This window comes from Sphingomonas aliaeris (assembly GCF_016743815.1).
Taxonomy (GTDB): domain Bacteria; phylum Pseudomonadota; class Alphaproteobacteria; order Sphingomonadales; family Sphingomonadaceae; genus Sphingomonas; species Sphingomonas aliaeris.
Genome location: NZ_CP061035.1, coordinates 1694329 through 1716439, shown reverse-complemented (window position 1 = coordinate 1716439; position 22111 = coordinate 1694329). Strand labels below are relative to the sequence as shown.

The following is a 22111-nucleotide window of genomic DNA, read 5'->3' as shown; positions in this document are numbered from 1 at the left end:
TGATCCTGTCCTGCCACGCCAAGGTTTAACGGCGCGTCAACCCGGCGGGCGTAATAGTCCTGCCTCAACCGACAGGAACCGGGCCGCTTAATGATCGACAATCTCGCGCTTGCGATCAGCCATGGCCTGATGCTGCTTGCGGCGTGGCTGCTGCTCAAGCGCCCCGATCTCGACAAGGATGACGCCCCGCGCACCCCGCCGGCCAAGCCGCCGGTCCGAAAGGGTCGCCGGGGTGCGTGATCTCGTCTTCGTTGCTTTCCTCGCCGCGTTCTTCGCGTGCGGGTTCAAGCGGCCGTTCATCTTCGTCCTGTCGTACGTCTATATCGACATCGTCAGTCCGCAGCGGCTGACCTATGTGCTGTTGAACAGCGTGCCGATCTCGCTGATCGCGGTGGGACTGGCGGTCGGCGGCTGGGCATTGACCGACAAGAAGACTGACGTCCGCGTCGCACCGCGACAGGTGCTGATCGGCGTGCTGCTCGGCTATTGCTACCTGACGACGATCAGCGCCGACTTTCCGATGGAGGCGCGCGAGAAGTGGGACTGGGTGTGGAAGGCGCTGGCCTTCGCCGCGTTCCTGCCGCTGACGCTGCGCACGCGGTTGCGGATCGAATCGCTGTTGCTGTTCATGATCCTGGCGGCGGCGTCGATCATCATCGTCGGCGGTATCAAGACGATCGCCTCGGGCGGCGGGGGATACGGCCAGCTCGACCTGATGGTCTCCAACAATTCCGGCCTGTACGAAGGCAGCACGATCAGCACCGTCGCGATCGCGATCATTCCGCTGATCCTGTGGTTCACGAAATACGGGACGGTCTTTCCGCCGGACTGGAAGGTCAAGGCGTTCTCTTACGGGCTGGTCTTTGCGTGCCTGCTGATCCCGGTCGGCACGTCGACGCGCACCGGGCTGCTGTGCATCGGCCTGCTCGCGGTGCTGATGTTCCGCGATACGAAGCGCAAGGTGCTGTATCTCGGCATCGTGGCGCTGCTGGGCGTGGCGGCGATCCCGTTCCTGCCGAGTACGTTCACCGACCGGATGAGCACGATCAAAACGTATAAGGGCGACGAATCCGCCTCCACCCGCCTGGCGGTGTGGAAGTGGACCTGGGCCTATGTGCAGGATCATCCGCTGGGCGGCGGGTTCGAAATGTACCGGCAGAACCAGATACGGTACGAAACCGATCTGCTGGAACGCGGCGACGACGGCCAGCAGCGGATCGTCCACAAGGTGCTGGTCGACAAGGCGCGCGCATTCCACAGCGCCTATTTCGAGACGCTGGGCGAACAGGGTTTCCCCGGTCTGATCCTGTGGCTGATCATAAACCTGACCGGGCTGGTGCGGATGGAAGTAATCCGGCACCGCTATCGCAAGCCCGAAGAGGGCGAGGAATGGATCGCGCCGCTGGCGGGCGCGCTGCAGGGTGCGCAGCTCTGCTACCTGCTGGGTGCGACGTTCATCGCGATCGCGTTCCAGCCGTTCATCTACATGCTGCTCGGCGCGCAGATCGGGCTGGACACTTATCTTACTCGCAAGCGCAAGGCGGCGAGTTATCGCCCGATGCGCAAGGTGCGGCCGGCGCCGCCCCGGGCGGTACCCGCATGAGCGCACGCCCCGAATTGCGCGCGTTGACCAGCGTGCGCGGGCTGGCGGCGTGGTTCGTCGTGCTGTTCCACATTCGCGGGTCGATCGCCGGCCTGCCCCCGATCGCGGCGGCGGCGCTCGCCAAGGGATATCTGGCGGTCGATTTCTTCTTCATGCTGTCGGGTTTCGTCATCTGGCTGAGCTGGAGCGACACATTGCGCAGCGGCGGATTGGCCGCGGTGCCGGGGTTCCTGCACAAGAGGATCGCGCGCATCTGGCCTTTGCACCTGTTCGTACTGGGCTGCACGGTCGGCCTGGTGACGGTGCTGCTGGCGAGCGGGCGACATGACGGAGCGGAATATCCGTTCGACCTGCTGCCGCTGCATGTCCTGCTGATGCACAATTGGGGGTTTACGGATCGACTGGCGTGGAACGACCCAAGCTGGTCGATCAGCGCGGAGATGGGCGCGTATCTGCTGTTCCCGCTGTTGACGATGGCGATCGACTGGCGACGCGTGCCGACCGCGGCGATCCTCGGCACGGTCGTGGCGCTTGCAATCATCCTGAACGCGGTGTTCGCGGCTTCCGGCTTCGAGACGCTGGGGGCGGACATCGCTCGGTTCGGGTTGATCAGGTGCCTGATCGAATTCAGCATCGGAACTGCCATCTGCGCGCTGTACCTTCGGTGGCGCGACCGCTCTGCCCGACCGGCGATCGTGGCCGCCGTCATTGGTGTGGGCTTCGGATTGCTGTCGTATGCGGGGCTGCCCGAACCGCTGGCGTTACCGTTGGCGTTCGCATCACTGCTGCTCGCACTGGCGCTGACATCTGGCATGCGTGCCAACCCGCTGGAGGGGAAAGCGCTGCATTATCTGGGCGAGATTTCCTATGCGACGTATCTCGGACATTTCGTCCTGTTCGTCGTGTTCAAACTCGTCTTTGTCCGTGATGTGGACGACATACCGGTCCCATTGATCGGATCGTACCTGCTGCTCGTCCTGATCACTTCTATCCTGCTATATCACGGGGTCGAGCGCCCCGCACAACGCTTCGTCAACGCCCTCGCCTTGCCCGTATTCCGGAGCAAGGCGAGGCCGGTGTCGCGCTAGGCGATCAGGCTTCCGCAGGCACCTTTTCGAGCGCCGCGATCAGCGCCTTGCTGAATGCGGGAATGTCGTCGGGCTTGCGGCTGGTGATGAACTGGCCATCGACCACCACTTCCTCGTCTACGACGTCGGCGCCCGCATTGGCGAGATCGGTGCGGAGCGACGGCCAGCTGGTCATGCGTGCGCCGTCAACGACGTCGGCCTCGATCAGCAACCACGGTGCGTGGCAGATGGCGGCAACCGTCTTCCCGTCATCGACGAATTCCTGAACGATCTCGACCGCGCGATCCTCCATGCGCAGCGCGTCGGGGTTCGCGACGCCGCCGGGCAGCAGCAAAGCGGTATAGTCGTCGGTATCCACGTCGTCCAACGTGATGTCCGGCGTGATCGTCTTGCCCTTTTCGTCATGCTCCATGCCCTGGATCGGGTCGGTCGCGATCGAGGCCAGCGTCACCTTGACGCCGGCGTCGAGCAGGGCCTGGCGGGGATCGAACAGTTCGGATTGCTCGAACCCATCGGTCGCGAGGATCAGGACATGGGCGTTCGAAAGATCGGCCATAGATAATTCCTTGGATTCATTGGGATGAGAGCAGCCCGAACACCTGCCGAACGCCCGCGGTTCCGGGCAATTCCGGAACGAAGCGACCAGCCGCGCATTTCCCAAGACGATGAGCGCACGCATTATCTATCACGACGATTCCGAACCCGGCATCACCCGCAAGAAGATGTCGCATGGCTGGGGCTATTTCGCCCCCGACGGCAGCCGCATCACCGATCGCGACGAGATCGACCGGCTGAATGCGATCGGCCTGCCCCCCGCTTACCGCGACGCGTGGTTCTGTCCCAACCCGAATGGCCATATCCAGGCGGTCGGATGGGATGAAAAGGGCCGCAAGCAATATCGCTATCACCTCGGTTTCCGTGAAAAGCGCGATCTGGAGAAATACGATCTGTGCGCGCCGTTCGGGCGGGCGTTGCCCAAACTTCGGGCGCGGGTCGAAAAGGATCTGAAACGGCGCGGGCTTGGCAAGGCCGCCGCCGTCGCCGCGATCGTCCGGTTGCTCGACCTGGGCCATGTTCGCGTCGGGAACGAAGGATATGTGAAGGAAAACAAGAGCTATGGCGCGACCACGCTGCGCAAGCGGCACGCCAAGCTGAAGGGCCAGACGCTGAAGCTGCAATATAAGGCGAAATCGGGGAAGCTGCGCACGCTGACCATTACCGACGGATCGCTCAGCCGGTTCGTCAAGAAATGCTCGGACCTGAACTGCCAGCATCTGTTCAGCTGGGTCGACGACACGGGCGGGTGCCATCCGGTCACGTCATCCGACGTCAACGACTATATCCGCGAGGCGATGGGCGAAGATTACACCGCCAAGCATTTCCGCACCTGGAGCGCCAGTGCGATCGCATTCGAGACGCTCGCCATTGCCGATCACGACATCGGCCTGAAGATGCTGCTGGAGCCGGTTACCGAAGCGCTCGGCAACACGCCGGCCATCGCGCGCAAGTCGTACGTTCACCCTATGCTCATCGCGCTCGTGAAAGAGGGACAGTCCGAATTCCGCATGGGCCTAAAGCTGCCGCGGCGGTCGCAATATCTCTCCCGCGCGGAACGGGGTCTGATCGATTTCCTCGAGCGCGCCAAACCGGTGCGTACCGCCAAGGCCGCCTGAAAGACTTTCGAGTATCCCTATGACCAATACGACCGCGAACAGCACAGCGGCGAAGCCGATCATCCCGGATGCGGATATCGGCACGCAGGCGCAAAGCCTGCTGAATGTCAGCTTCGCCTGGATCCAGACGCACTGGTTGCAGATATTGATCGCCGGCGCGGCCGGGACCGCCATCTTCCTGGCGCTGCATACCGCGCGAAAGTTCGGCGAACGGATCGGCGAACGAAGCAAGTCGCACGAAGGCTGGGGCCGCGTGATCGGGCGCGCGATCGGAAAGACCGGCAACTTCTTCATGCTGATGGTCGCGATAAAGCTCGTCACCGGCTATTCCGACCCTCCCCCGGAAGTGGTGACGACGGTCAACTTCCTGTTCACCGTCGCCGCCGTTTTCCAGGCGGCCTATTGGGCGCGCGAGATCATCCTGGGTGCGATCGGGCACCGCACCGCGTCGGAACATTATTCGGGCGAGGCGCTGGGCAGCGCAATGAGCATCATCCGGTTGCTCGTGACGTTCGCGGTCTTCGCGATCGCGCTGATCGTGGTGCTCGACAATCTGGGCGTGAACGTCACCGGGCTGATCGCCGGCCTCGGCGTCGGCGGCATCGCGATCGGTCTGGCGGCGCAGGGCATATTCGGCGACCTGTTCGCGGCGATCGCGATCATCTTCGACCGGCCGTTCCGCAAGGGCGACGCGATCACGTTCGGTACGTCGTCCGGGTCGGTCGAGGCGATCGGCGTCAAATCCACCCGCATTCGCGCGCCGAGCGGGGAGGAACTGATCATCGCCAACCGGCTGCTGCTGGACAAGGAGATCGTCAACAATACGCGGCGCGAATATCGCCGGATCAAGTTCACGCTGGGGCTGGTGCAATGGACCCCGGTCGAGGTGATGGACCGGCTGCACGATATCCTGAAGGAAGAGATCGAGCGGTGCGGCGTGAAGTTCGTCCGTGCGGGCTTCCTGAATTTCGGGGCGAGCAGTTACGATTTCGACGTCGAGTTCGATTCGGAGACGGCGGCGTTCCAGGACTTCTTCGATGCGCGCCATCTGGTCGGACTGGCGATCATCCGCCGGTTCAATGCGGAGGGGATCGAGCTTGCGTATCAGACTCAGACGACCTTCACCGCCGCGCCGCAAGGCGGGATGATCATGCCCTATGCCGCCCGGCCGCCAAAGGACCGGGCACAGCCGGAGGTGGACGAGCCCGCCCCAACGCCGCGGCCCCGCTCGTCTGATCGCTCCGCCGTCGACGGTTGATCGTCGCATCGATCGCTACGAATCGGGGTTTTCGAATATCGGGTCCGGTCATGGTGCGCTGCACCCCTCTCGTATAACGGGTGGAGAACGGTACGGGATGCTGATGCTTCCAGCTTTCGGTCGGGCCGGGCTTGCGTCGCGGCGGTCGGGATGTCATTTGCGCGCAGACCAGCGACAGATGAGGAACACGCATCGTGACGACGATCACCGCACAGGAAATGGCCGGCCGCATCGGCCAGGAAAGCGTTTCCGAATGGGTCGAGGTGACGCAGGAGATGATCAACAAGTTCGCCGATGCGACGGGCGATCACCAGTTCATCCATATCGATCCCGAAAAGGCCGCGATGACGCCGTTCGGCGGCACGATCGCGCATGGCTTCCTGACCCTGTCGCTAATGCCGTTGCTGTCGTCCAAGATCATCGATCCCGTCACCGTCTCCGGCGTGAAGATGGGCGTCAATTACGGCGGCAACAAAGTCCGTTTCCTGACCCCGGTTCGTTCCGGCAAGCGGGTTCGCGGCCGGTTCAAGCTTCTGGAATTCGCCGAAAAGCGCCCCGGCCAGTGGCAGCAGACGAACGAATTCTCGGTCGAGATCGAAGGCGAGGACAAGCCGGCAATGATCGCCGAATGGATCAGCCAGATCTTCGTGTGACCTGATTTCCCGGATCGGCGTCTTGCAACGCCGCTCCCACCCCCTCCCCGCCTCCGCCGAAAACGGTGGAGCGCACGACAAGAAGGACCAAACAATGCGTTCAGCCGTCATCGTTTCCACCGCCCGTACCCCGATCGGCCGCGCTTATCGCGGTGCGTTCAACAACACGCCGTCGCCGACCCTGGCATCGCATTCGATCAAGGCCGCGGTCGAGCGCGCCGGGATCGAGGGCGGCGAAGTCGACGACGTCGTGTTCGGCTGCGCGCTGCAACAGGGCCATCAGGCCGGCAACATCGCGCGCACCTCGCTGCTGCGCGCCGGCCTGCCGGTCACCGTGTCGGGCATGTCGGTCGACCGCCAGTGCGCATCGGGCCTGATGGCGATCGCCACCGCCGCCAAGCAGATCGTCACTGACAACATGGACATCACGATCGGCGGCGGCGTCGAGAGCATCTCGCTCGTCCAGACCCCGCAGATGCGCGTCGCGCCCGATCCCGAACTGATCGCGATGCACAAGGACGTGTACATGCCGATGCTGGGCACCGCGGAAGTCGTTGCCAAGCGCTATGGCATCAGCCGCGATGCGTGCGACGAATATGCGTTCCAGTCGCAGATGCGCACCGCCGCCGCGCAGGCCGCCGGCTATTACGACAAGGAAATCGTGCCGGTTACCGCGAACATGGCGATCGTCAACAAGGAGACCAAGGAGGTTTCCTACAAGGAAGTGACGCTGTCGAAGGACGAGGGCAACCGTCCCGAGACCACGCTGGAAGGCCTGAAGGCGCTTCAGCCGGTCATGGGCCCGGGCATGAACGTCACCGCCGGTAACGCATCGCAGCTGTCGGACGGATCGTCCGCATCGGTCCTGATGGAGGAATCGCTGGCATCGAAGCGCGGCCTGCAGCCGCTGGGCCGCTATATCGGCATGGCCGTCGGCGGTACGGAGCCGGACGAAATGGGGATCGGCCCGGTCGTCGCCATCCCGTTGCTGCTCAAGCGTTTCGGCCTGAAAATGGACGATATCGGCCTGTGGGAACTGAACGAGGCATTCGCCGTGCAGGTGCTGTATTGCCGCGACAAGCTCGGCATTCCGGACGAGCTGCTGAACGTCAGCGGCGGCGCGATCTCGATCGGCCACCCCTACGGCATGACCGGCGCGCGCGCGACCGGCCACGCGCTGATCGAAGGCAAGCGTCGCGGCGCGAAGCATGTCGTCGTGACGATGTGCATCGGCGGCGGCATGGGCGCGGCCGGTTTGTTCGAGGTGCTTTGAGGCAATCTTGAATTTTCAGCTCAATACGATATGTATTGAGAAGGCGACGTCATAGGCGCCTTTCTGTGAGCCCCGGTTGTGTCAGCGACCGGGGTTCACTCGTTTCAGGGCGGGAGTTGAGAGCCTGCCCCCCCTTTCCGTTCGTTTCGAGCGAAGTCGAGAAACCTAGGCGTTGGCATCGAGGCATGTTTCTCGACGGCGCTCGAAACGAACGGGCGCTGGGGGGCCCTTTCTGCGATCGTTACGCCCCCGAGGAAACCCTTTGGCTCCTGCGCGTTGTCCTCCCGAACCCGTTCGAGGAGCACCCCGTGACCGATACCGCAAAGATCAAGCAAGACCTGTGGGACAAGATGGCCGACAGCCCGTACGTGATGGTCGGCCTGACTGGATCGGGCGAACATAGCGAGCCGCTGACCGCGCAGCTCGACAAGGATCTGGTTGACACGTTGTTCTTCTTCGTGGGCAAGGATAACCGGCTCGCCAAGGGCGGCGACGCGATGGCGCAGTTCGTGTCGAAGGGGCACGATTTCTTCGCCTGCATGAGCGGGAGCGCCAAGATCGACAACGATTTCGCGATGATCGAGAAGCTTTGGAACAAGCAGGTTGAAGCCTGGTTTCCGGGCGGCAAGAACGACCCGAACCTGGCCTTGTTGCGCTTCGATATCGACAGCGCGGAATTGTGGGAGGCGGACGTGTCGCTGACCGGTCGTCTCAAGATGCTGTTCGGCGGCGATATCAAGCCGAGCGAAGCGGGCAGCCACGCGAAGGTCGACACCACCGCTGCCTGATTTTATTGAGGCACGCGACAGGCTGGGAAGGTCGGCGGGGTAAAAACCTCCCGACGTTCCCGGCTTTTTTAGTATCCGCCAAAGATGGGGGTTTGTTTGTCCCGGCGGATATCGGCCATCCCGCCCGCCTTTGGCAATCGGGCAGGGTTACCAGCCGTTCGTGCTGAGCGTGTCGAAGCACCTGTCCGTTTCTACCCGCCCTTCGACAAGCTCAGGACGAACAGGTGGAAGCGGGTTGGCGTGGAGCAATAACTCTCCAACCCCAACCCGTCAGGCGTTGGTTTCCATCCATTTTTCCAGCACGGGGGCGATGCGGTCGCGCCATTTGCTGCCGTTGAAGATGCCGTAATGCCCGGCACCTTCGGCCATGTAATACTTCTTCTTGGCCGCGGGCAGCTTCGTCGCGATCGTCAGCGCGGCCTGCGTCTGGCCCAGACCTGAAATATCGTCTTTCTCGCCCTCGATCGCCAAGATCGCGATATCGGTGATCGCGGCGGGATCGACGCGACGACCGCGGTGCATCATCTCGCCCTTGGGCAAGGCATGATCCTGGAACACGACGTCGATCGTCTGGAGATAGAATTCCGCCGTCATGTCGCAGACCGAGCGATATTCCTCGTAGAAATCCTTCGACATATCAGCGCTGTCGCCGTCACCTTGGACAAGGTGTTTGAACATCTCGTAATGCGACATCATGTGATTGCCGAGGTTCATCGACATGAAACCGGCAAGCTGCAGGAAGCCCGGATAGACGCGGCGGCCGGCGCCCGGATAGGATGCCGGGATCGTCGCGATGACGTTTTGGCTGAACCAGCTGTGCGGGCGTTCCGTCGCCAGCGTGTTGACCGCAGTCGGTGCCTCGCGCGTGTCGACCGGGCCGCCCATCAGCGTCAGCGTCTTGGGACGGTTGGGGTGCTTGTCCGCGCTCATCAGGCAAATGGCGGCGTAGCACGGAACCGATGGCTGGCAGACGGCGAGCATGTTCGGGCGCTGGCCCTTCGCATCGCCGTCCCCGCCCTTGCCGATCACGTCGAGGAATTCGATCACGTAATCGACATAGTCGTCCAGATCGAACTTGCCGTCCGATAGCGGCACCAGCTTCGCGTCGCGCCAGTCGGTGATGTAGACGTCCGCGACCGGCAGCATCCGTTCGACCGTACCGCGCAACAGGGTCGCGTAATGGCCGGACATCGGGGCCACGATCAGCAGCTTCGGCCCACCGGTGACGCCTTCGCGCTTGAAGCGCTTCAACTGACCGAACGGCTTGCGCAGCACGATCTCCTCGACAACCGGGACGTCGCGCCCGTCAATCGTCGTGCTGTCGAGACCGAAGGCCGGCTTGCCGCGCGGCGCGGCGGCGTGCGCGAACACCTCCAGTGCGGAGGCCATGACGGTGCCGCCGCCCATGTAGGAGAAGGGATTTGTCGGATTGTTCAGCCAGCCAGCGCCGAAATCGGCCATCGCGCTCGCACCGGCGAGCATGGATTTCTGAATTTCGTAAGCATTATAAAGCATTACATACCCAACTTTTGAAAACGGGTTATTTCGCACCTGCGGCATAAACCTGTCTGACAGCGCTTGCAATGCGCACTTGGTTCCCGGGGATGGCCCGTTGAGGGACTGCGCGCACCCTGCTAGCGCGAGCGGATGGCCGACACACAGACCGCATCGCTCCCGTCATCCGCACCGGCGGCCGATCCTGCGCCGAAGCGCCGCCTCAGCGATCTGGCGATGGTGTGGCGGCATGCCAGTAAATATCCGCGCCAGATCGCGACCGCCGGGCTTGCGCTGATCTTCACGTCGGCGGCGACGATCGGGATCCCGTACGGCTTCAAGCGCGTGATCGATCGCGGGTTCGGCCCGGGCGAGAATGGCGCGGTGGATTCGTCGTTCCATTATCTGCTGATGATCGTCGTGGTGCTCGCACTCGCAACGGCGGTGCGCTTCTATTACGTCTCCTGGCTCGGCGAACGCGTCGTCGCGGACATTCGCACGTCGGTTCAGGCGCACCTGCTGACGCTGACCCCGCGCTTCTTCGAGGAGAACCGCCCGTCGGAAATCGCCTCGCGACTGACCTCCGACACGACGTTGATCGAACAGGTCGTCGGCACGACGGTGTCGGTCGCCCTGCGCAACAGCTTCACCGGCGTCGGCGGATTGATCTACCTGTTCGCGATCTCTCCAAAACTTGCCGGGATGCTGATGCTCGGTATTCCCGTGATCATCCTGCCGATGGCGTTGCTCGGCCGGCGCGTCCGCAACCAGTCGCGGCAATCGCAGGACCGGGTCGCCGATCTCGGATCGATCGCGGTCGAGACTTTGGGTGCGATGAAGATCGTGCAGGCGTTCGGGCAGGAAAGCCGCGAGGCGAAGCGCTTTTCGGACGCGGTGGCCGAGACGTTTGCCGCCGCCCGCCGTCGTATCGCGCTGCGGTCGGTGATGACCGCGATCGTCATCGGGCTGATCTTCGGATCGATCACGCTGGTGCTGTGGGAAGGCGCGGTCGATGTCGCGGCTGGCCGGATCAGCGGCGGATCGATCGCCGCATTCGTGCTGACCGGCGGTATCGTCGCGGGCGCGTTCGGGGCGTTGACCGAAGTCTATGGCGACTTGCTTCGCGGCGCGGGCGCAGCGAGCCGGTTGGCGCAGTTGCTCGCCGAGCAGCCCGAGATCGCGCCGCCCGCCAATCCGGTTCCCCTGCCCGTCCCCGCGCGTGGCAGTGTGTCGTTCGATCATGTCGAATTCCGCTATCCGACGCGGCTCGACATGCCCGCCCTGCACGATTTCTCGCTCGACATCGCGCCCGGTGAGACGGTCGCGGTGGTCGGGCCTTCAGGCGCGGGCAAGACGACGTTGTTCCAATTGATCCAGCGTTTCTACGACCCTGCCAGCGGCGAGATCCGGATGGACGGCGTCGCGCTCCGCGATGCGGACCCGGCGGAGATCCGCCAGCGGATCGCGATGGTCCCGCAGGAAACGGTGATCTTCGGCGCCTCGGCGCGCGACAATCTACGCTATGGCAAATGGGACGCGAGCGACGACGCGCTCTGGGCCGCGGCCGAGGCTGCAAACGCCGCGGAATTCCTTCGCAAGCTGCCCGACGGGCTGGACACGTTCCTGGGCGAAGGCGGCGCACGACTGTCCGGCGGCCAGCGTCAGCGCGTCGCGATCGCGCGTGCGCTGCTGCGCGATGCGCCGATCCTGCTGCTCGACGAGGCGACCAGCGCGCTGGATGCGGAGAGCGAACGGCTGGTGCAGCAGGCGCTGGAACGGCTGATGCAGGACCGCACGACGATCGTCATCGCCCACCGCCTCGCGACGGTGCGCGCGGCGCAACGGATCATCGTGATGAGCGACGGGCGCATCGTGGAATCGGGGAGCCACGCCAACCTCATCGGGCAGAACGGCCTGTATGCGCGTCTCGCCAGCTTGCAGTTCAACGACGCCGCTTAGAGCGCACACGCCCCTTAAACTCCCCTCCCGCTTGCGGGAGGGGCTGGGGGAGGGCATGACTGCACCATACCGCGCGCGATGAGCCTCCCCGGCCCGTCCCGCAAGCGGCAGGGGAGCGAACATGGCAAAAGACTTCGACATCATCGTTTACGGCGCCACCGGCTTTACCGGTCGCCTCGTCGCGGAATATCTCGTCCAGACGGGCGCGACGCGCTGGGCGATGGCGGGACGTTCGCTCACCAAGCTGCAGGAGGTTCGCGACGAGATCGGCGCGCCTGCCGACACGCCGCTGATCGTGGCGAATAGCGATGACCCCGCGTCGCTGAAGACGATGTGCGAACGCACGCAGGTCGTGCTCACCACGGTCGGCCCCTATCAATTGTACGGCAACGATCTGGTCGCCGCCTGCGCGGAAACGGGTACGGCCTATGTCGACCTGTGCGGCGAGCCCGCCTGGATGCGCAAGATGATCGACGCGCATCACGAGACGGCCAAGCGGACCGGCGCACGTATCGTGTTCAGTTGCGGGTTCGATTCCATCCCGTTCGATCTGGGCGTACTGACGCTGCAGGAGGCGGCGAAGGAAAAGTTCGGTCAAGCCGCCCCGCGCGTCAAATGCCGTGTCCGCAAGATGCAGGGTACGTTCTCCGGCGGCACCGCGGCGAGTTTGAAGGCGACGCTTGCCGCCGCCGCGCGCGAGCCGAGCATCCTCGGCCTGTTGATCGATCCCTTCGCGCTCGCCCCCGGCTTCAGCGGCCCGAGCCAGCCCAAGGGGATGCTCCCCGAATATGACAGCACGATCGGCGCGTGGGTCGCGCCGTTCATCATGGCGCCGATCAACACCAAGAACGTCCACCGCACCAATTTCCTGCTCGGCCAGACCTATGGCGCGGATTTTGTCTATGACGAGATGATGGTCGCACCCGGCATCGGCGACATGGGCAAGGCCGCGGCGGAAGCGATCGCGCGGATCAATCCGATGACCAGCGACAAGGGCCCGAAGCCCGGCGAAGGCCCGTCGAAGGAAGAGCGCGACGCCGGCTTCTACGACCTGCTGTTCATCGGTGAATTGCCCGACGGCCGCCGCATCGATGCGGTCGTCACGGGCGACCGCGACCCCGGATACGGATCGACCAGCAAGATGATCGCCGAAGCGGCCCTGTGCCTCGTCCACGACGTGCAGGCCGAGGGCGGAATCTGGACGCCGGGCGCGATAATGGCCGCGCCTTTACGCAAGCGGTTGATCGACAATGCCGGGCTGACGTTCACGGCGGGGTGAGACGCGAGTCCTCCCCGGCGTGGGGAGGTGGCGCGCGAAGTGCGACGGAGGGGGCTTTCCGCGGACAAGCCGCTTGTGGAGCCCCCTCCACCCCTCGGCTGAAGAAGCCGAGCGGTCCCCCTCCCCGTGCCGGGGAGGATTAATTACCGCACGGCTGCGGCAGCGCGCTTGAGATACGGTTTCACATCCACCAGCCCATATCCCGGCACCGTCGAGGCGAAATGCCTCAGCCAATATCCGTGACCTGCGCCGTAGACGACCAGCACCCGGTCACCCGGTTTCGCGACGTTCATCAGCTTGGCGAAGATCTTCGCATTGCGCAGATACCACATCGCATTGAGATCCGCCCCCGGCTGGCGTTCGCCGTCGCCGAACCCGAGCATGCCGTAGGAAACCTGCTGCCCCCCGGTCGGGGTCGTGTCGTCATTGTAATGCAGAAGCAGTTGCGGGATCGTCTCCGTCCGCTGTCGCGCCTCGGCGGCTTTCGCTTCGACCTTCAGCGGCGCGAAGATCGCATCCAGCCGCGCTTCCTCGCCCTTGCTCTTGGCATAGACCTGAACCTTGTCGAACGGGAAATAATCCGGTTCGTCGCCGGTCGGCTGTTCGTCGATACCCTGAACGGACTTCAAACCGGCGCGCGCGGCGATGCGGAAACCGAGCTGAACCGTCTCGTCGGCATCCTTCGCCAGCAACGCCGGGGTGAAGTTGGCATAGTCCTTCACCTCGAAACCGGGGCCGGGCCGCTGCCGTTCGACCATCACCCGCGTCGGACGGAACGTCGCGATCGCATCCGCCAGCGCAGCGAGTTCGCGCTGCCGCTTCGGGGTGCGGACATCGTCGGCCTTGATGTTCACGACGTCGCGGCCGGGATTGTCGAAATGATAGCTGCCCAGGACCATCACCTGCACGGGAGCCGGCGGGGGTGCAGCGGCCGGTTGCGCCACCACCGCCGCTGCGGCCATCACTATCGCGATCATTTCATTCTCCCAGGTGTTCTACACTAGTAATACACATGGTGAGCGTCATGTCGAGCTTCATAGTAGGCTGATACGGTTGGGAGATGACCCGGTTCGCCAAAGTCGACCGACCCTACCGCTTCTTCCCCTGGTGCCGGATATTCGCCGGTCGCCCCCGCCGCTTGATAACCCGCGCAGGCTTGACCCCGGTGTCGCGTTCGGGCCGTTCCGCCTTGCCGTCGACCATCTCGAAGCGCAGCCCGCCGGTCACCGGATTCGCCTCGGCCAGCCGCAGTTGCAGCCGCTGTCCGCTGGCGAAGGTCGTGCCGGAATGCTCGCCGATCAGCGTGCGCGCCTTTTCATCGAAGCGGAAATACTCGCCGCCGATATCGCGGACCGGCATCAACCCGTCGCCGCCGATCCCCTCGACCGTCGCGAAGAAGCCGAAGTTCGTCACGCCGGTGATCCGCGCATCGACCACGTCGCCGACCCGCTCGGCGAGATAGGCGGCGACATAGCGGTCGATCGTGTCGCGTTCCGCCTCCATCGCGCGGCGTTCCAGCGCTGATATGCCTTCGCCGATCCGCTCCATCGCCGCGGCCTCGCCGTCGGTCAGCCCGCCCGGCCCGAGCTTGAAGGTCGCGACCAGCGAGCGATGCACGATCAGATCGGCATAGCGCCGGATCGGCGACGTGAAGTGCCCGTAGCTACCGAGCGCGAGCCCGAAATGGCCAAGATTGGCAGGCGCGTAATAGGCCTGGGTCTGCGTTCGCAGCACCTGTTCCATGATCTGCGGGCGGAAGTCCACGTCTCCGACCCGGTCGAGGACATGGTTGAACGTTCGCGGCTGGATCACCTGCCCCAGCGCGAATTCGACGCCGAAGGTCTTGAGGTAATCCTTCAGCGCGACCAGTTTCTCGCGGCTTGGCGGTTCGTGAACGCGGTACATGACCGGTGCCTTCTTCGCCTCCAGCGCCTTCGCCGCCGCGACATTGGCGGCGATCATATAATCCTCGATCAGCTTGTGCGCATCCAGCCGCTCACGCGGCGCGACCGACATGATCCGCCCCTTCTCGTCGAGCACGACGCGCCGTTCGGGCAGGTCGAGATCGAGCGGACCACGCTTTTCGCGCGCCTTGTACATCGCCTGCCAGCACGCCCAGAGCGGGGTGAGCATGGGTAGCAAATCCCCCTCCCGCTTGCGGGAGGGGTTAGGGAGGGGATTTCAGCGGGCTCTGCTCTCTCTTCCGACGCCCCTCCCCGGCCCCTCCCGCAGGCGGGAGGGGAGCAGAGGCGGCATCGATCGCCGCTTGCGCGTCCTCGTACGCAATATTAGCCGCCAGCCGCACGACCGCACGCGTGAAGCGCCAGCTTTTCAGCTCGCCATTCTTACCGACCTGCAAATGACAGGCGAGTGCCGCGCGATCGACGCCCTCCTTCAACGAACAGACGTCGGCGGACAGGATTTCGGGCAGCATCGGCACGACGCGATCGGGGAAGTAAACCGAATTGCCGCGCCGCCGCGCCTCGCGGTCGAGATCGGAGCCGGGGCGCACGTAGAAACTGACGTCGGCGATCGCGACGATCGCCTTCCATCCGCCTTCGTTGCCGGGATCGTCATCCTCCGCCGCCCAGACCGCATCGTCGTGATCGCGTGCATCGGCGGGGTCGATCGCGACGATCGGGATCGCGCGCAGATCCTCACGATCGTCGCCCAAAGCCTGCGCGGCCATCCGCGTCGCCTCGGCCAACGTCTCGGGCGTGAAGACCGTGGGAATGCCCAGCTTGTGGATCGCGATCAGCGAGAAACTGCGCGGCGCGAACGGATCACCCAGCACTTCCGTCACGCGAACGGTGATGCGCGGTGGGCGCCCGCCTTTCTCCGCCAGCACCAGATCGCCGGCCTCGCCATCGCCTGCGTCCGCGACCAGATATTCGCTACGGTCGCGCTTCTCGACGCCGGTCAGCCACATCTTGCCGCCTTCCTGGCGCAACACGCCGAGCACCAGCTCCTCGCCCTTGGCGAGCGCCTTCATCGGATGCGCGATCCAGCCGTTCCCCGCTTCCTCGGTCCGCGCGAGGATGCGGTCGCCGATGCCCAGCGCGCCACGCCGCCCCTTTTCCCGGACACGCAGCTTGGGCGGCGGCGTCTCCGCCTGCCAGTTCTCCGGCACCGCCCAGATATTGCCGCCATCGTCCGCATCGACGATGCGCAGCACCGTCACCTTGGGAACGCCGCCCATCTTGTGGAACGATCGCCCCGGTGCGCTGTCGATCAGGCCTTCGTCGGCCATGTCCTTCAACAGCGCCTTCAGCGCGATCTTCTGCTGCGCGGTCAGGCCGAACGCCTTGGCGATCTCGCGCTTGCCCGCGGCGGTCTTGGATGTGGCGATGAAATCGAGGATCTGTTCGCGGGTCGGCAGGTGGGGCGTGGGTTTAGGCATGAACCGAGCCTAGAGCCTCACGCCGCCCGCGTCATCCGATCAGTTCCTTTGAACACACCGACCCAGATCAGCCGGATCAGATCACCCTTGGGCGACCAGATCCTGCCGCCGCTTCAGGATCACGCCCGCGCGCCAGTAATGGAAGATCGCCCACGGCGTTGCGCCGACCGCAACGATCAGCGCCCAGCGCAGCGATTCCGCCTTGCCGACATAGGGGACGAACAGGTCGCTCAGGATACCGATCGACGTCGGCCCCAGGCCCAGCCCGACCAGGTTGATCACCAGCAGCGTGATCGCCGCCCACATCGCGCGCATCCGCAACGGCGCCAACCCCTGCAACATCGCAAAGGTCGGGCCGAGATACGAATTGGCGAACACCATGTTGAACGCATACGCGCCGATCGCCACCGCCGGGACATCCGTCGTGAAGAACAGGATCGTGAACGGCAGCGCCGCGCATTTCAGCAGCCCGACCATCCAGCTTTGCGCGTGGATGCCCCAACGCTTCGCGGCCCAATCCGCCACGCGCCCGCCGGCGACGCCCGATACGGTGCCCAGAACCGCCGCGATCGGCGCGACGATCAAAGCGACCTGCCCGACCGTAAAGCCAAGCGATCGTTGCAGATAACTCGGTCCCCAATAGGTCGTCGCATAGCCGATCAGCGAGGTCAGCGTGACCGCCAGCACCAGATGCCGCGCCGCCGCGTCGCGCCACATATCGGTGAAGGCGGACCAGACGCGCGGCATTTCCCCCGCATCCGCCGCGCGCGACGCATCGGACAGGCCACGGCGCGGCTCGACCACGAACAGGCGCACGATAATCGCCAGGATGATGCCGGGAATACCGATCGCGATGATCGCGAAGCGCCAGCCATATTGGCTCGCCAGCCACCCGCCGATCATCGTGCCGAACCCGCCGCCCAGCACGACACCCAGCGAATAGATCGCCATCGCACTCGCACGCTTTTCGACCGGATACAGATCGGCGATGATCGAATGGCTCGGCGGGCTGGACCCCGCCTCCCCCACCCCGACGCCGATCCGCGCCGCGAGCAGCTGAAAGAAGTTCTGCGCCAGCCCGCACAGCGCCGTCATCAGGCTCCACAAGGCGAGCGACACGGCGATGATGTTGCGCCGGTTGGACTTGTCCGCAAAGCGCGCGACCGGAATGCCCAGCCCGGCATAGAATACCGCGAAGGCCAACCCGCCGAGCATCCCCATCTGCGTATCAGACAGCTTCAGGTCGGCCTTGATCAGCTCAACCAGGATCGAGAGGATCTGCCGGTCCATATAGCTGAAGAAATACACCATCGTGAGCAGCGCCAGCGTCATCGTCCGACGCTTTATCGCCAGCGTATCGGCGATCTCGGGATGCGTTCCGGCAAGGGTCATGCGGTCACTCTCTTTTACGCCAAAGAAAAAGCCCGCTGTTCGGGGTTACCGAACAGCGGGCTAACATTTACCTTAATTCCAGCTTGTTACCAGCCGGCGTTCGAACACGATCAGAACTTCCCACGCACCGTCACACCGTAGGTCCGCGGCTCCGCCAGGAATTGCGAGAAGATCTGGCGACCGCCGGGATATTGCGGATCGGCAAATGCGGTGGTGGTCGAGACACCGCCCTCCTGGAAGGGCGAGTTGAAGGCGACCTGCGCATATTGCTTGTTGAACACGTTCTGGCCCCAGAATTCGAGCGCCCACGCATCGTCCGCACCGCGAATACCGACGCGGGCGTTAACGAGCGCGAAGCCGTCCTGGCCCTTTTGCGGGAACAGATCGGACCCGGTGTTATAGTCGCTCGACATGCGGGTATCGACATAGAACAGGCCGGAAAGCCCGCTGCTGCCGATGTCCGGGGTCCAGGCCGCCGAACCGGTCACCACCACTTGCGGCGCGTTCGACAGATTGTCGCCCGGCAGCTTGCGGAGCGACTGGTTGAGTGGGCCGCCTGCATTGTTGCCGACCAGATTGTCGCGATACTTGGTGTCGGCATAGGTCAGACCGGCGCTGACGCGGAAGTTGCGTGCCGGAACCAGCGAGGCTTCGAGTTCGACGCCCTGCGAGACGACGCCATAGCCGACCTTGCCCTGCGCACAGGTACCTGTCGCCGCCGCGGCAGCATTGTAGTTCGGCGCGCCCGTGAACTTGCTCTGGTCACGGTCACCGCCATTCAGGCTGTCGCCGCAACCGTTGATGTTCTGCACGATGAACACCGTGCCGTCGAAGGTGTTCAGCTGGAAGCTGCTGAATTCCTGACGGAAACCGGCAACCGACAGGCTGAACGGGCCGGTCGCGTATTTCGCGCCGATCTCGAAGGCGTTCACCTTTTCCGGATCGAACTGCAGGTTGCCGACCAAAGCCTGCGCACCTGCGGCGCTGTTGCCCCCGCCGAAGCTCGCGAAGCTCTGGATCGGGCCCTTCAGTGCCGAACGGTCGAAGTTGAAACCGCCGGCCTTATAGCCGCGCGAATAGCTGCCATAGACGAGCAGATCGTCGATCGGCTTCCACGAAATGATCGCGGTTCCGGTCAACTGGTCTTCCTTGCGACGATCGGCAATGCTGATGCCGTTCAGTTCGGAGGTCGAGTTGCCCTGGCACGTCAGGCTGATGATGCCGCCAGCCGTGCCGGCCAGCGCGGTCGACAGGAACGGTGCCAGAGCAGCCTGCTGCGCCGGGCACGCGGTATTGTCGTTGCCGAACGTCGCGGAGAACTTCTTCTTCTCGCTGGTGTAGCGCAGGCCCAGCGTGACATCGAGCGTGTCGGTCAGATGCACGATGTTATGCGTGAACGCAGCGAAACTGCGGCTGTTCTGATTGTAGAAATCGACCGTGCTGCCCTTGTCGCTGATCGAGGCAAGGCGATCGAATGCGCCCAGCAGGATCGCGCCACTCGCGGCCGATCCGGTGACGGCGCCACTGGCGACCGCACCGCGACCTGTGGCGGAAAGGCAGCCGGCCGTCGTCGGCGAATAGAAGGCGGCGAGGCCGCCCCCCGATACCGCGCGGCAAGCGGCAAACTGGCCGTATTGCCGGTCGAAACGCGAATTGCTCTTTCCGCGGAACTTCTCGTTCGAGAAGAAGCCACCGACCAACCAGTCGAGTTTGTCGTTGAACAGGCTGCCCTGAAAGCGCAGTTCCTGCGTGAACGTCTTGAACGCACGCCGGTTATTGCCGTCGGCCGCGCTGTAGAGGATGTCGACCGAGCTATAGTCGGTGTCGGACCCCTGCGCGTTGTAATAGTCGCGGTACGCCGTGATCGAGGTCAGGTTGACCCCACCAAGCGCCCAGTCGATCTGGCCGGACACGCCCCAATCCTGTGTCTTGCCGTCGAACGACCGCCCACGGGATACAGAGATATCGCGCGAATAGCCCTGGTTGAACGCGCCGATATTCTGACCGAGATCGCGCATGACGTTGATGATGTTGTTGCTGGTGCCGTTCAGCACGATGCCGCCGGTCGCGGTCTGCGGCGCGGGATCGTTCAGATTGCCGACATAGGGATTGACGCTCCGGTCGACATACGTCGCCGCACAGCATGCTTCCTTGCGCTTGCTATAGTCGCCGATCAGCCGGATCTTCAGGTCCGACGATGGCTCGAACAGCAACTGGCCGCGCACGAAATAGCGATTGCGGTTGTTCACGTCGACATTGTTGGTCGTGTCGCGATAGAAGCCGTCGCGCTTGAAATAGACGCCATCGACGCGCGCCGCGACCGTTTCGCCCAAGGGCACGTTGACGTTGGCGGCCAGACGGATGGCATCGAAATTACCATAGGTCGCTTCGCCGCCGGCACTGAGCCCGGTGAAGCTCGGCGACTTGCTGACGATGCTGATCAGACCGGCGGTCGAGTTGCGTCCGCCGAGCGTTCCCTGAGGCCCGCGCAGCACTTCGATCCGGTCGATCTCGCCGAGTTCGTTCAGGCCGATGCCGGCACGCGAGCGATACACGCCGTCGATGAACACCACGACCGAGCTTTCGAGGCCGGGATTGTCACCGACCGTGCCGATGCCGCGAATGCGTGGCGAACCGTTCGCTTCGTTGCCCGTGGAGGAGACGAGCAACGACGGCGCAACCTGGTTCAGCTGGCGGATGTCGTTCGCGCCGGAATTCTGCAGCGTCTCGCTGGTCACGGCGGAAATGGCGACCGGAACGTCTGCCAACGCCTGTGAACGGCCCTGTGCGGTGACGACGATGTTGCCCTGATCGGACGCGTCGTCGGCCTGAACGTCGGCGGCGGCGGGTGCCGGCGAGGTGGTCGAGGCCACCTGCGCATATGCCGGCGACGCCAGACCCAGAGCAAGGACCGTAATGGCGCACGCCGACATGTATTGCTTCTTGAGCATCACTCTCTCCCATTTTGGTCAAAGCGCTAGTTGGCTCCGTACCTCATCCTCGAAATGGCAGGGTGACACCCTAGGCGTCAAGCAGAACTAACGTTTCGAAACGCTACGGATAGAGGCGTGTTGCCTAAAAGTCATAGTCAGGAAACAACCGGTCCGGCCAGAACGCACATTCGAAACGCGTCCCGGCCGAATTATTGGATTGCCGCAGTGCATCAATATCCGTTGAGCCGGGCGAATCGTTCGCGGTGGAAGGCCGCATTGCCCCACATCGTTTCAAGCACGTAGGCGCGTTTCAGGTACAGGCCGGCATCATGTTCGTCGGTCATGCCGATGCCGCCATGCAGCTGCACCATCTCCCGGCTGACCAGATGCAGCGTATCGCTGGCGATCGCCTTGGCGAGGCTGACGGCCTGATCCACGTCGCTTCGTCCGGCGTCGATCGCCTCCAGTGCCCCCTCGACCGCGGACCGCATCAATTCCAGTTCGGTGAACATCTTCGCCATCCGGTGCTGCAACGCCTGGAACGTCGACAAGGCCTGTCCGAACTGGACACGAGTCTTCAGATAGTCGTTGGTCACGGCGAACGCCTGTTCCGCCATACCTAGCATCTCCGCCGACAGCGCCGCCGTCGCCAGATCGACGACCTTGGCGGTGAGTTCCGGCCCGCCCAGCTTCTCTGCCTTGGCACCGTCGAACCGGACCTGCGCATGGCTGCGCGAATCCGCCATGCGTCGCGTGGACCGTGTCACGCCTTCGTCGCCCGTCACCAGGTACAGGCCGCCGACCGCGGCCACGACGAAGACCTGCGCGGTATCGCCTTCCGCGACGAATTCCTTCGTTCCCGTCAGCACGCCGCCCGATACGCTGGCCGCGATCTTCGACGGGTCGTGATTGGGGCCCTCATCGATCGCGAGCGTCGCGATGACTTCGCCCGCCGCGATCTTCGGCAGCCAGTCGGCCTTTGCCGCGTTCGATCCGCCGAGCGCGATCGCGCTGGCCGCCGCAGCGGTCGATGCGAGCGGAGACGCCGTCAGGTTGCGTCCCAGTTGCTCCAGCACCAGCCCGAGCGACAGATATCCGAAGGCCGATCCGCCGAATTCCTCCGGCACGACGATGCCGCCCCAGCCCATCTGGCCCATTTCGCCCCACGCCGCGCGATCGAACCCCTCGATCGCGCCGGCATTGCGAACTTTGCGAAACGCCGTGACGGGCGCTTCGTTATCGGCCCATTCGCGCGCCATATCGCGCAACATCGTCTGTTCTTCGTTCAACGCCGCCATTGTATATTCCTTCTCCCCGC

16 protein-coding genes and 1 pseudogene are annotated in these 22111 nt (G+C 64.0%); 10 read left to right on the top strand and 7 right to left on the bottom strand.

Annotation, left to right across the window (positions count from 1 at the left end):
- Positions 1-90 precede the first annotated feature (90 nt).
- The 3 genes from H5J25_RS08080 to H5J25_RS08070 are packed head-to-tail and all read left to right on the top strand — an operon-like array spanning position 91 to position 2691.
- Positions 91-240, top strand: a complete 150-nt coding sequence (locus tag H5J25_RS08080) for a hypothetical protein (RefSeq protein ID WP_202095554.1) — start codon at positions 91-93, stop codon at positions 238-240.
- Positions 233-1603 (top strand): putative O-glycosylation ligase, exosortase A system-associated, encoded by a 1371-nt coding sequence (locus tag H5J25_RS08075; protein WP_202095553.1) that lies wholly within the window; start codon positions 233-235, stop codon positions 1601-1603. Before H5J25_RS08080 ends, H5J25_RS08075 begins: the two co-directional genes overlap by 8 nt.
- Positions 1600-2691 carry an acyltransferase family protein gene (locus tag H5J25_RS08070; protein WP_202095552.1) on the top strand — a complete coding sequence of 364 codons (1092 nt, stop codon included), beginning with the start codon at positions 1600-1602 and terminating at the stop codon, positions 2689-2691. Before H5J25_RS08075 ends, H5J25_RS08070 begins: the two co-directional genes overlap by 4 nt.
- Positions 2692-2695: 4 nt before the next feature.
- Here the strand turns inward: H5J25_RS08070 and H5J25_RS08065 are convergent, their stop codons facing one another.
- A complete protein-coding gene (locus H5J25_RS08065; RefSeq protein WP_202095551.1) occupies positions 2696-3247 on the bottom strand; it encodes a type 1 glutamine amidotransferase domain-containing protein in 552 nt (183 codons plus the stop codon).
- 109 nt (positions 3248-3356) lie between these two features.
- Here H5J25_RS08065 and H5J25_RS08060 point away from each other — a divergent pair, with 109 nt between their 5' ends.
- The 5 genes from H5J25_RS08060 (at position 3357) to H5J25_RS08040 (ending at position 8336) form a co-directional block, all read left to right on the top strand.
- Positions 3357-4364 carry a DNA topoisomerase IB gene (locus H5J25_RS08060; RefSeq protein WP_202095550.1) on the top strand — a complete coding sequence of 336 codons (1008 nt, stop codon included), beginning with the start codon at positions 3357-3359 and terminating at the stop codon, positions 4362-4364.
- A 19-nt stretch (positions 4365-4383) separates the two neighbouring features.
- Entirely contained in the window at positions 4384-5622 is a 1239-nt protein-coding gene (locus tag H5J25_RS08055) for a mechanosensitive ion channel family protein (protein ID WP_202095548.1), read from the top strand.
- A 218-nt stretch (positions 5623-5840) separates the two neighbouring features.
- Positions 5841-6275 (top strand): MaoC family dehydratase, encoded by a 435-nt coding sequence (locus H5J25_RS08050; RefSeq protein WP_202096164.1) that lies wholly within the window; start codon positions 5841-5843, stop codon positions 6273-6275.
- A gap of 94 nt (positions 6276-6369) precedes the next feature.
- Positions 6370-7548, top strand: coding sequence for an acetyl-CoA C-acyltransferase (locus H5J25_RS08045; RefSeq protein ID WP_202095546.1), 1179 nt, complete (start codon positions 6370-6372; stop codon positions 7546-7548).
- A 308-nt stretch (positions 7549-7856) separates the two neighbouring features.
- Complete coding sequence (locus H5J25_RS08040; RefSeq protein WP_225883438.1) at positions 7857-8336, top strand: pyridoxamine 5'-phosphate oxidase family protein; 480 nt, start codon at positions 7857-7859, stop codon at positions 8334-8336.
- A gap of 270 nt (positions 8337-8606) precedes the next feature.
- On the opposite strand, the gene H5J25_RS08035 is transcribed toward H5J25_RS08040, so the two are convergent.
- Positions 8607-9851 (bottom strand): polyhydroxyalkanoate depolymerase, encoded by a 1245-nt coding sequence (locus H5J25_RS08035; RefSeq protein WP_202095542.1) that lies wholly within the window; start codon positions 9849-9851, stop codon positions 8607-8609.
- A gap of 132 nt (positions 9852-9983) precedes the next feature.
- Here H5J25_RS08035 and H5J25_RS08030 point away from each other — a divergent pair, with 132 nt between their 5' ends.
- Together H5J25_RS08030 and H5J25_RS08025 are read left to right on the top strand one after the other, a co-directional pair.
- The gene (locus tag H5J25_RS08030; RefSeq protein ID WP_202095540.1) at positions 9984-11789 is read left to right on the top strand and encodes an ABC transporter transmembrane domain-containing protein; all 1806 of its coding nucleotides are present in this window, start codon (positions 9984-9986) and stop codon (positions 11787-11789) included.
- A gap of 121 nt (positions 11790-11910) precedes the next feature.
- The gene (locus H5J25_RS08025) at positions 11911-13068 is read left to right on the top strand and encodes a saccharopine dehydrogenase family protein (protein WP_202095536.1); all 1158 of its coding nucleotides are present in this window, start codon (positions 11911-11913) and stop codon (positions 13066-13068) included.
- 143 nt (positions 13069-13211) lie between these two features.
- Here the strand turns inward: H5J25_RS08025 and H5J25_RS08020 are convergent, their stop codons facing one another.
- The 5 genes and pseudogenes from H5J25_RS08020 to H5J25_RS08000 all read right to left on the bottom strand — a co-directional run bounded on the left by H5J25_RS08020 (position 13212) and on the right by H5J25_RS08000 (position 22091).
- Complete coding sequence (locus H5J25_RS08020) at positions 13212-14045, bottom strand: DUF5694 domain-containing protein (protein WP_202095535.1); 834 nt, start codon at positions 14043-14045, stop codon at positions 13212-13214.
- 112 nt (positions 14046-14157) lie between these two features.
- Positions 14158-16468 (bottom strand): annotated as a pseudogene (locus tag H5J25_RS08015) (ribonuclease R family protein).
- Positions 16469-16549: 81 nt separating this feature from the next.
- Positions 16550-17860, bottom strand: coding sequence for a spinster family MFS transporter (locus tag H5J25_RS08010; RefSeq protein WP_202095532.1), 1311 nt, complete (start codon positions 17858-17860; stop codon positions 16550-16552).
- A gap of 110 nt (positions 17861-17970) precedes the next feature.
- Positions 17971-20811, bottom strand: coding sequence for a TonB-dependent receptor (locus H5J25_RS08005; protein ID WP_202095530.1), 2841 nt, complete (start codon positions 20809-20811; stop codon positions 17971-17973).
- 212 nt (positions 20812-21023) lie between these two features.
- Positions 21024-22091 carry an acyl-CoA dehydrogenase family protein gene (locus tag H5J25_RS08000; RefSeq protein ID WP_202095528.1) on the bottom strand — a complete coding sequence of 356 codons (1068 nt, stop codon included), beginning with the start codon at positions 22089-22091 and terminating at the stop codon, positions 21024-21026.
- Positions 22092-22111 lie beyond the last annotated feature (20 nt).

Coding starts and splice junctions, on each gene's coding strand:
- H5J25_RS08080 (WP_202095554.1), top strand. CDS start 91: ATGATCGACAATCTCGCGCTTGCGATCAGCCATGGCCTGATGCTGCTT.
- H5J25_RS08070 (WP_202095552.1), top strand. CDS start 1,600: ATGAGCGCACGCCCCGAATTGCGCGCGTTGACCAGCGTGCGCGGGCTG.
- H5J25_RS08065 (WP_202095551.1), bottom strand. CDS start 3,247: ATGGCCGATCTTTCGAACGCCCATGTCCTGATCCTCGCGACCGATGGG.
- H5J25_RS08060 (WP_202095550.1), top strand. CDS start 3,357: ATGAGCGCACGCATTATCTATCACGACGATTCCGAACCCGGCATCACC.
- H5J25_RS08055 (WP_202095548.1), top strand. CDS start 4,384: ATGACCAATACGACCGCGAACAGCACAGCGGCGAAGCCGATCATCCCG.
- H5J25_RS08050 (WP_202096164.1), top strand. CDS start 5,841: ATGGCCGGCCGCATCGGCCAGGAAAGCGTTTCCGAATGGGTCGAGGTG.
- H5J25_RS08045 (WP_202095546.1), top strand. CDS start 6,370: ATGCGTTCAGCCGTCATCGTTTCCACCGCCCGTACCCCGATCGGCCGC.
- H5J25_RS08035 (WP_202095542.1), bottom strand. CDS start 9,851: ATGCTTTATAATGCTTACGAAATTCAGAAATCCATGCTCGCCGGTGCG.
- H5J25_RS08030 (WP_202095540.1), top strand. CDS start 9,984: ATGGCCGACACACAGACCGCATCGCTCCCGTCATCCGCACCGGCGGCC.
- H5J25_RS08025 (WP_202095536.1), top strand. CDS start 11,911: ATGGCAAAAGACTTCGACATCATCGTTTACGGCGCCACCGGCTTTACC.
- H5J25_RS08020 (WP_202095535.1), bottom strand. CDS start 14,045: ATGATCGCGATAGTGATGGCCGCAGCGGCGGTGGTGGCGCAACCGGCC.
- H5J25_RS08010 (WP_202095532.1), bottom strand. CDS start 17,860: ATGACCCTTGCCGGAACGCATCCCGAGATCGCCGATACGCTGGCGATA.
- H5J25_RS08005 (WP_202095530.1), bottom strand. CDS start 20,811: ATGCTCAAGAAGCAATACATGTCGGCGTGCGCCATTACGGTCCTTGCT.
- H5J25_RS08000 (WP_202095528.1), bottom strand. CDS start 22,091: ATGGCGGCGTTGAACGAAGAACAGACGATGTTGCGCGATATGGCGCGC.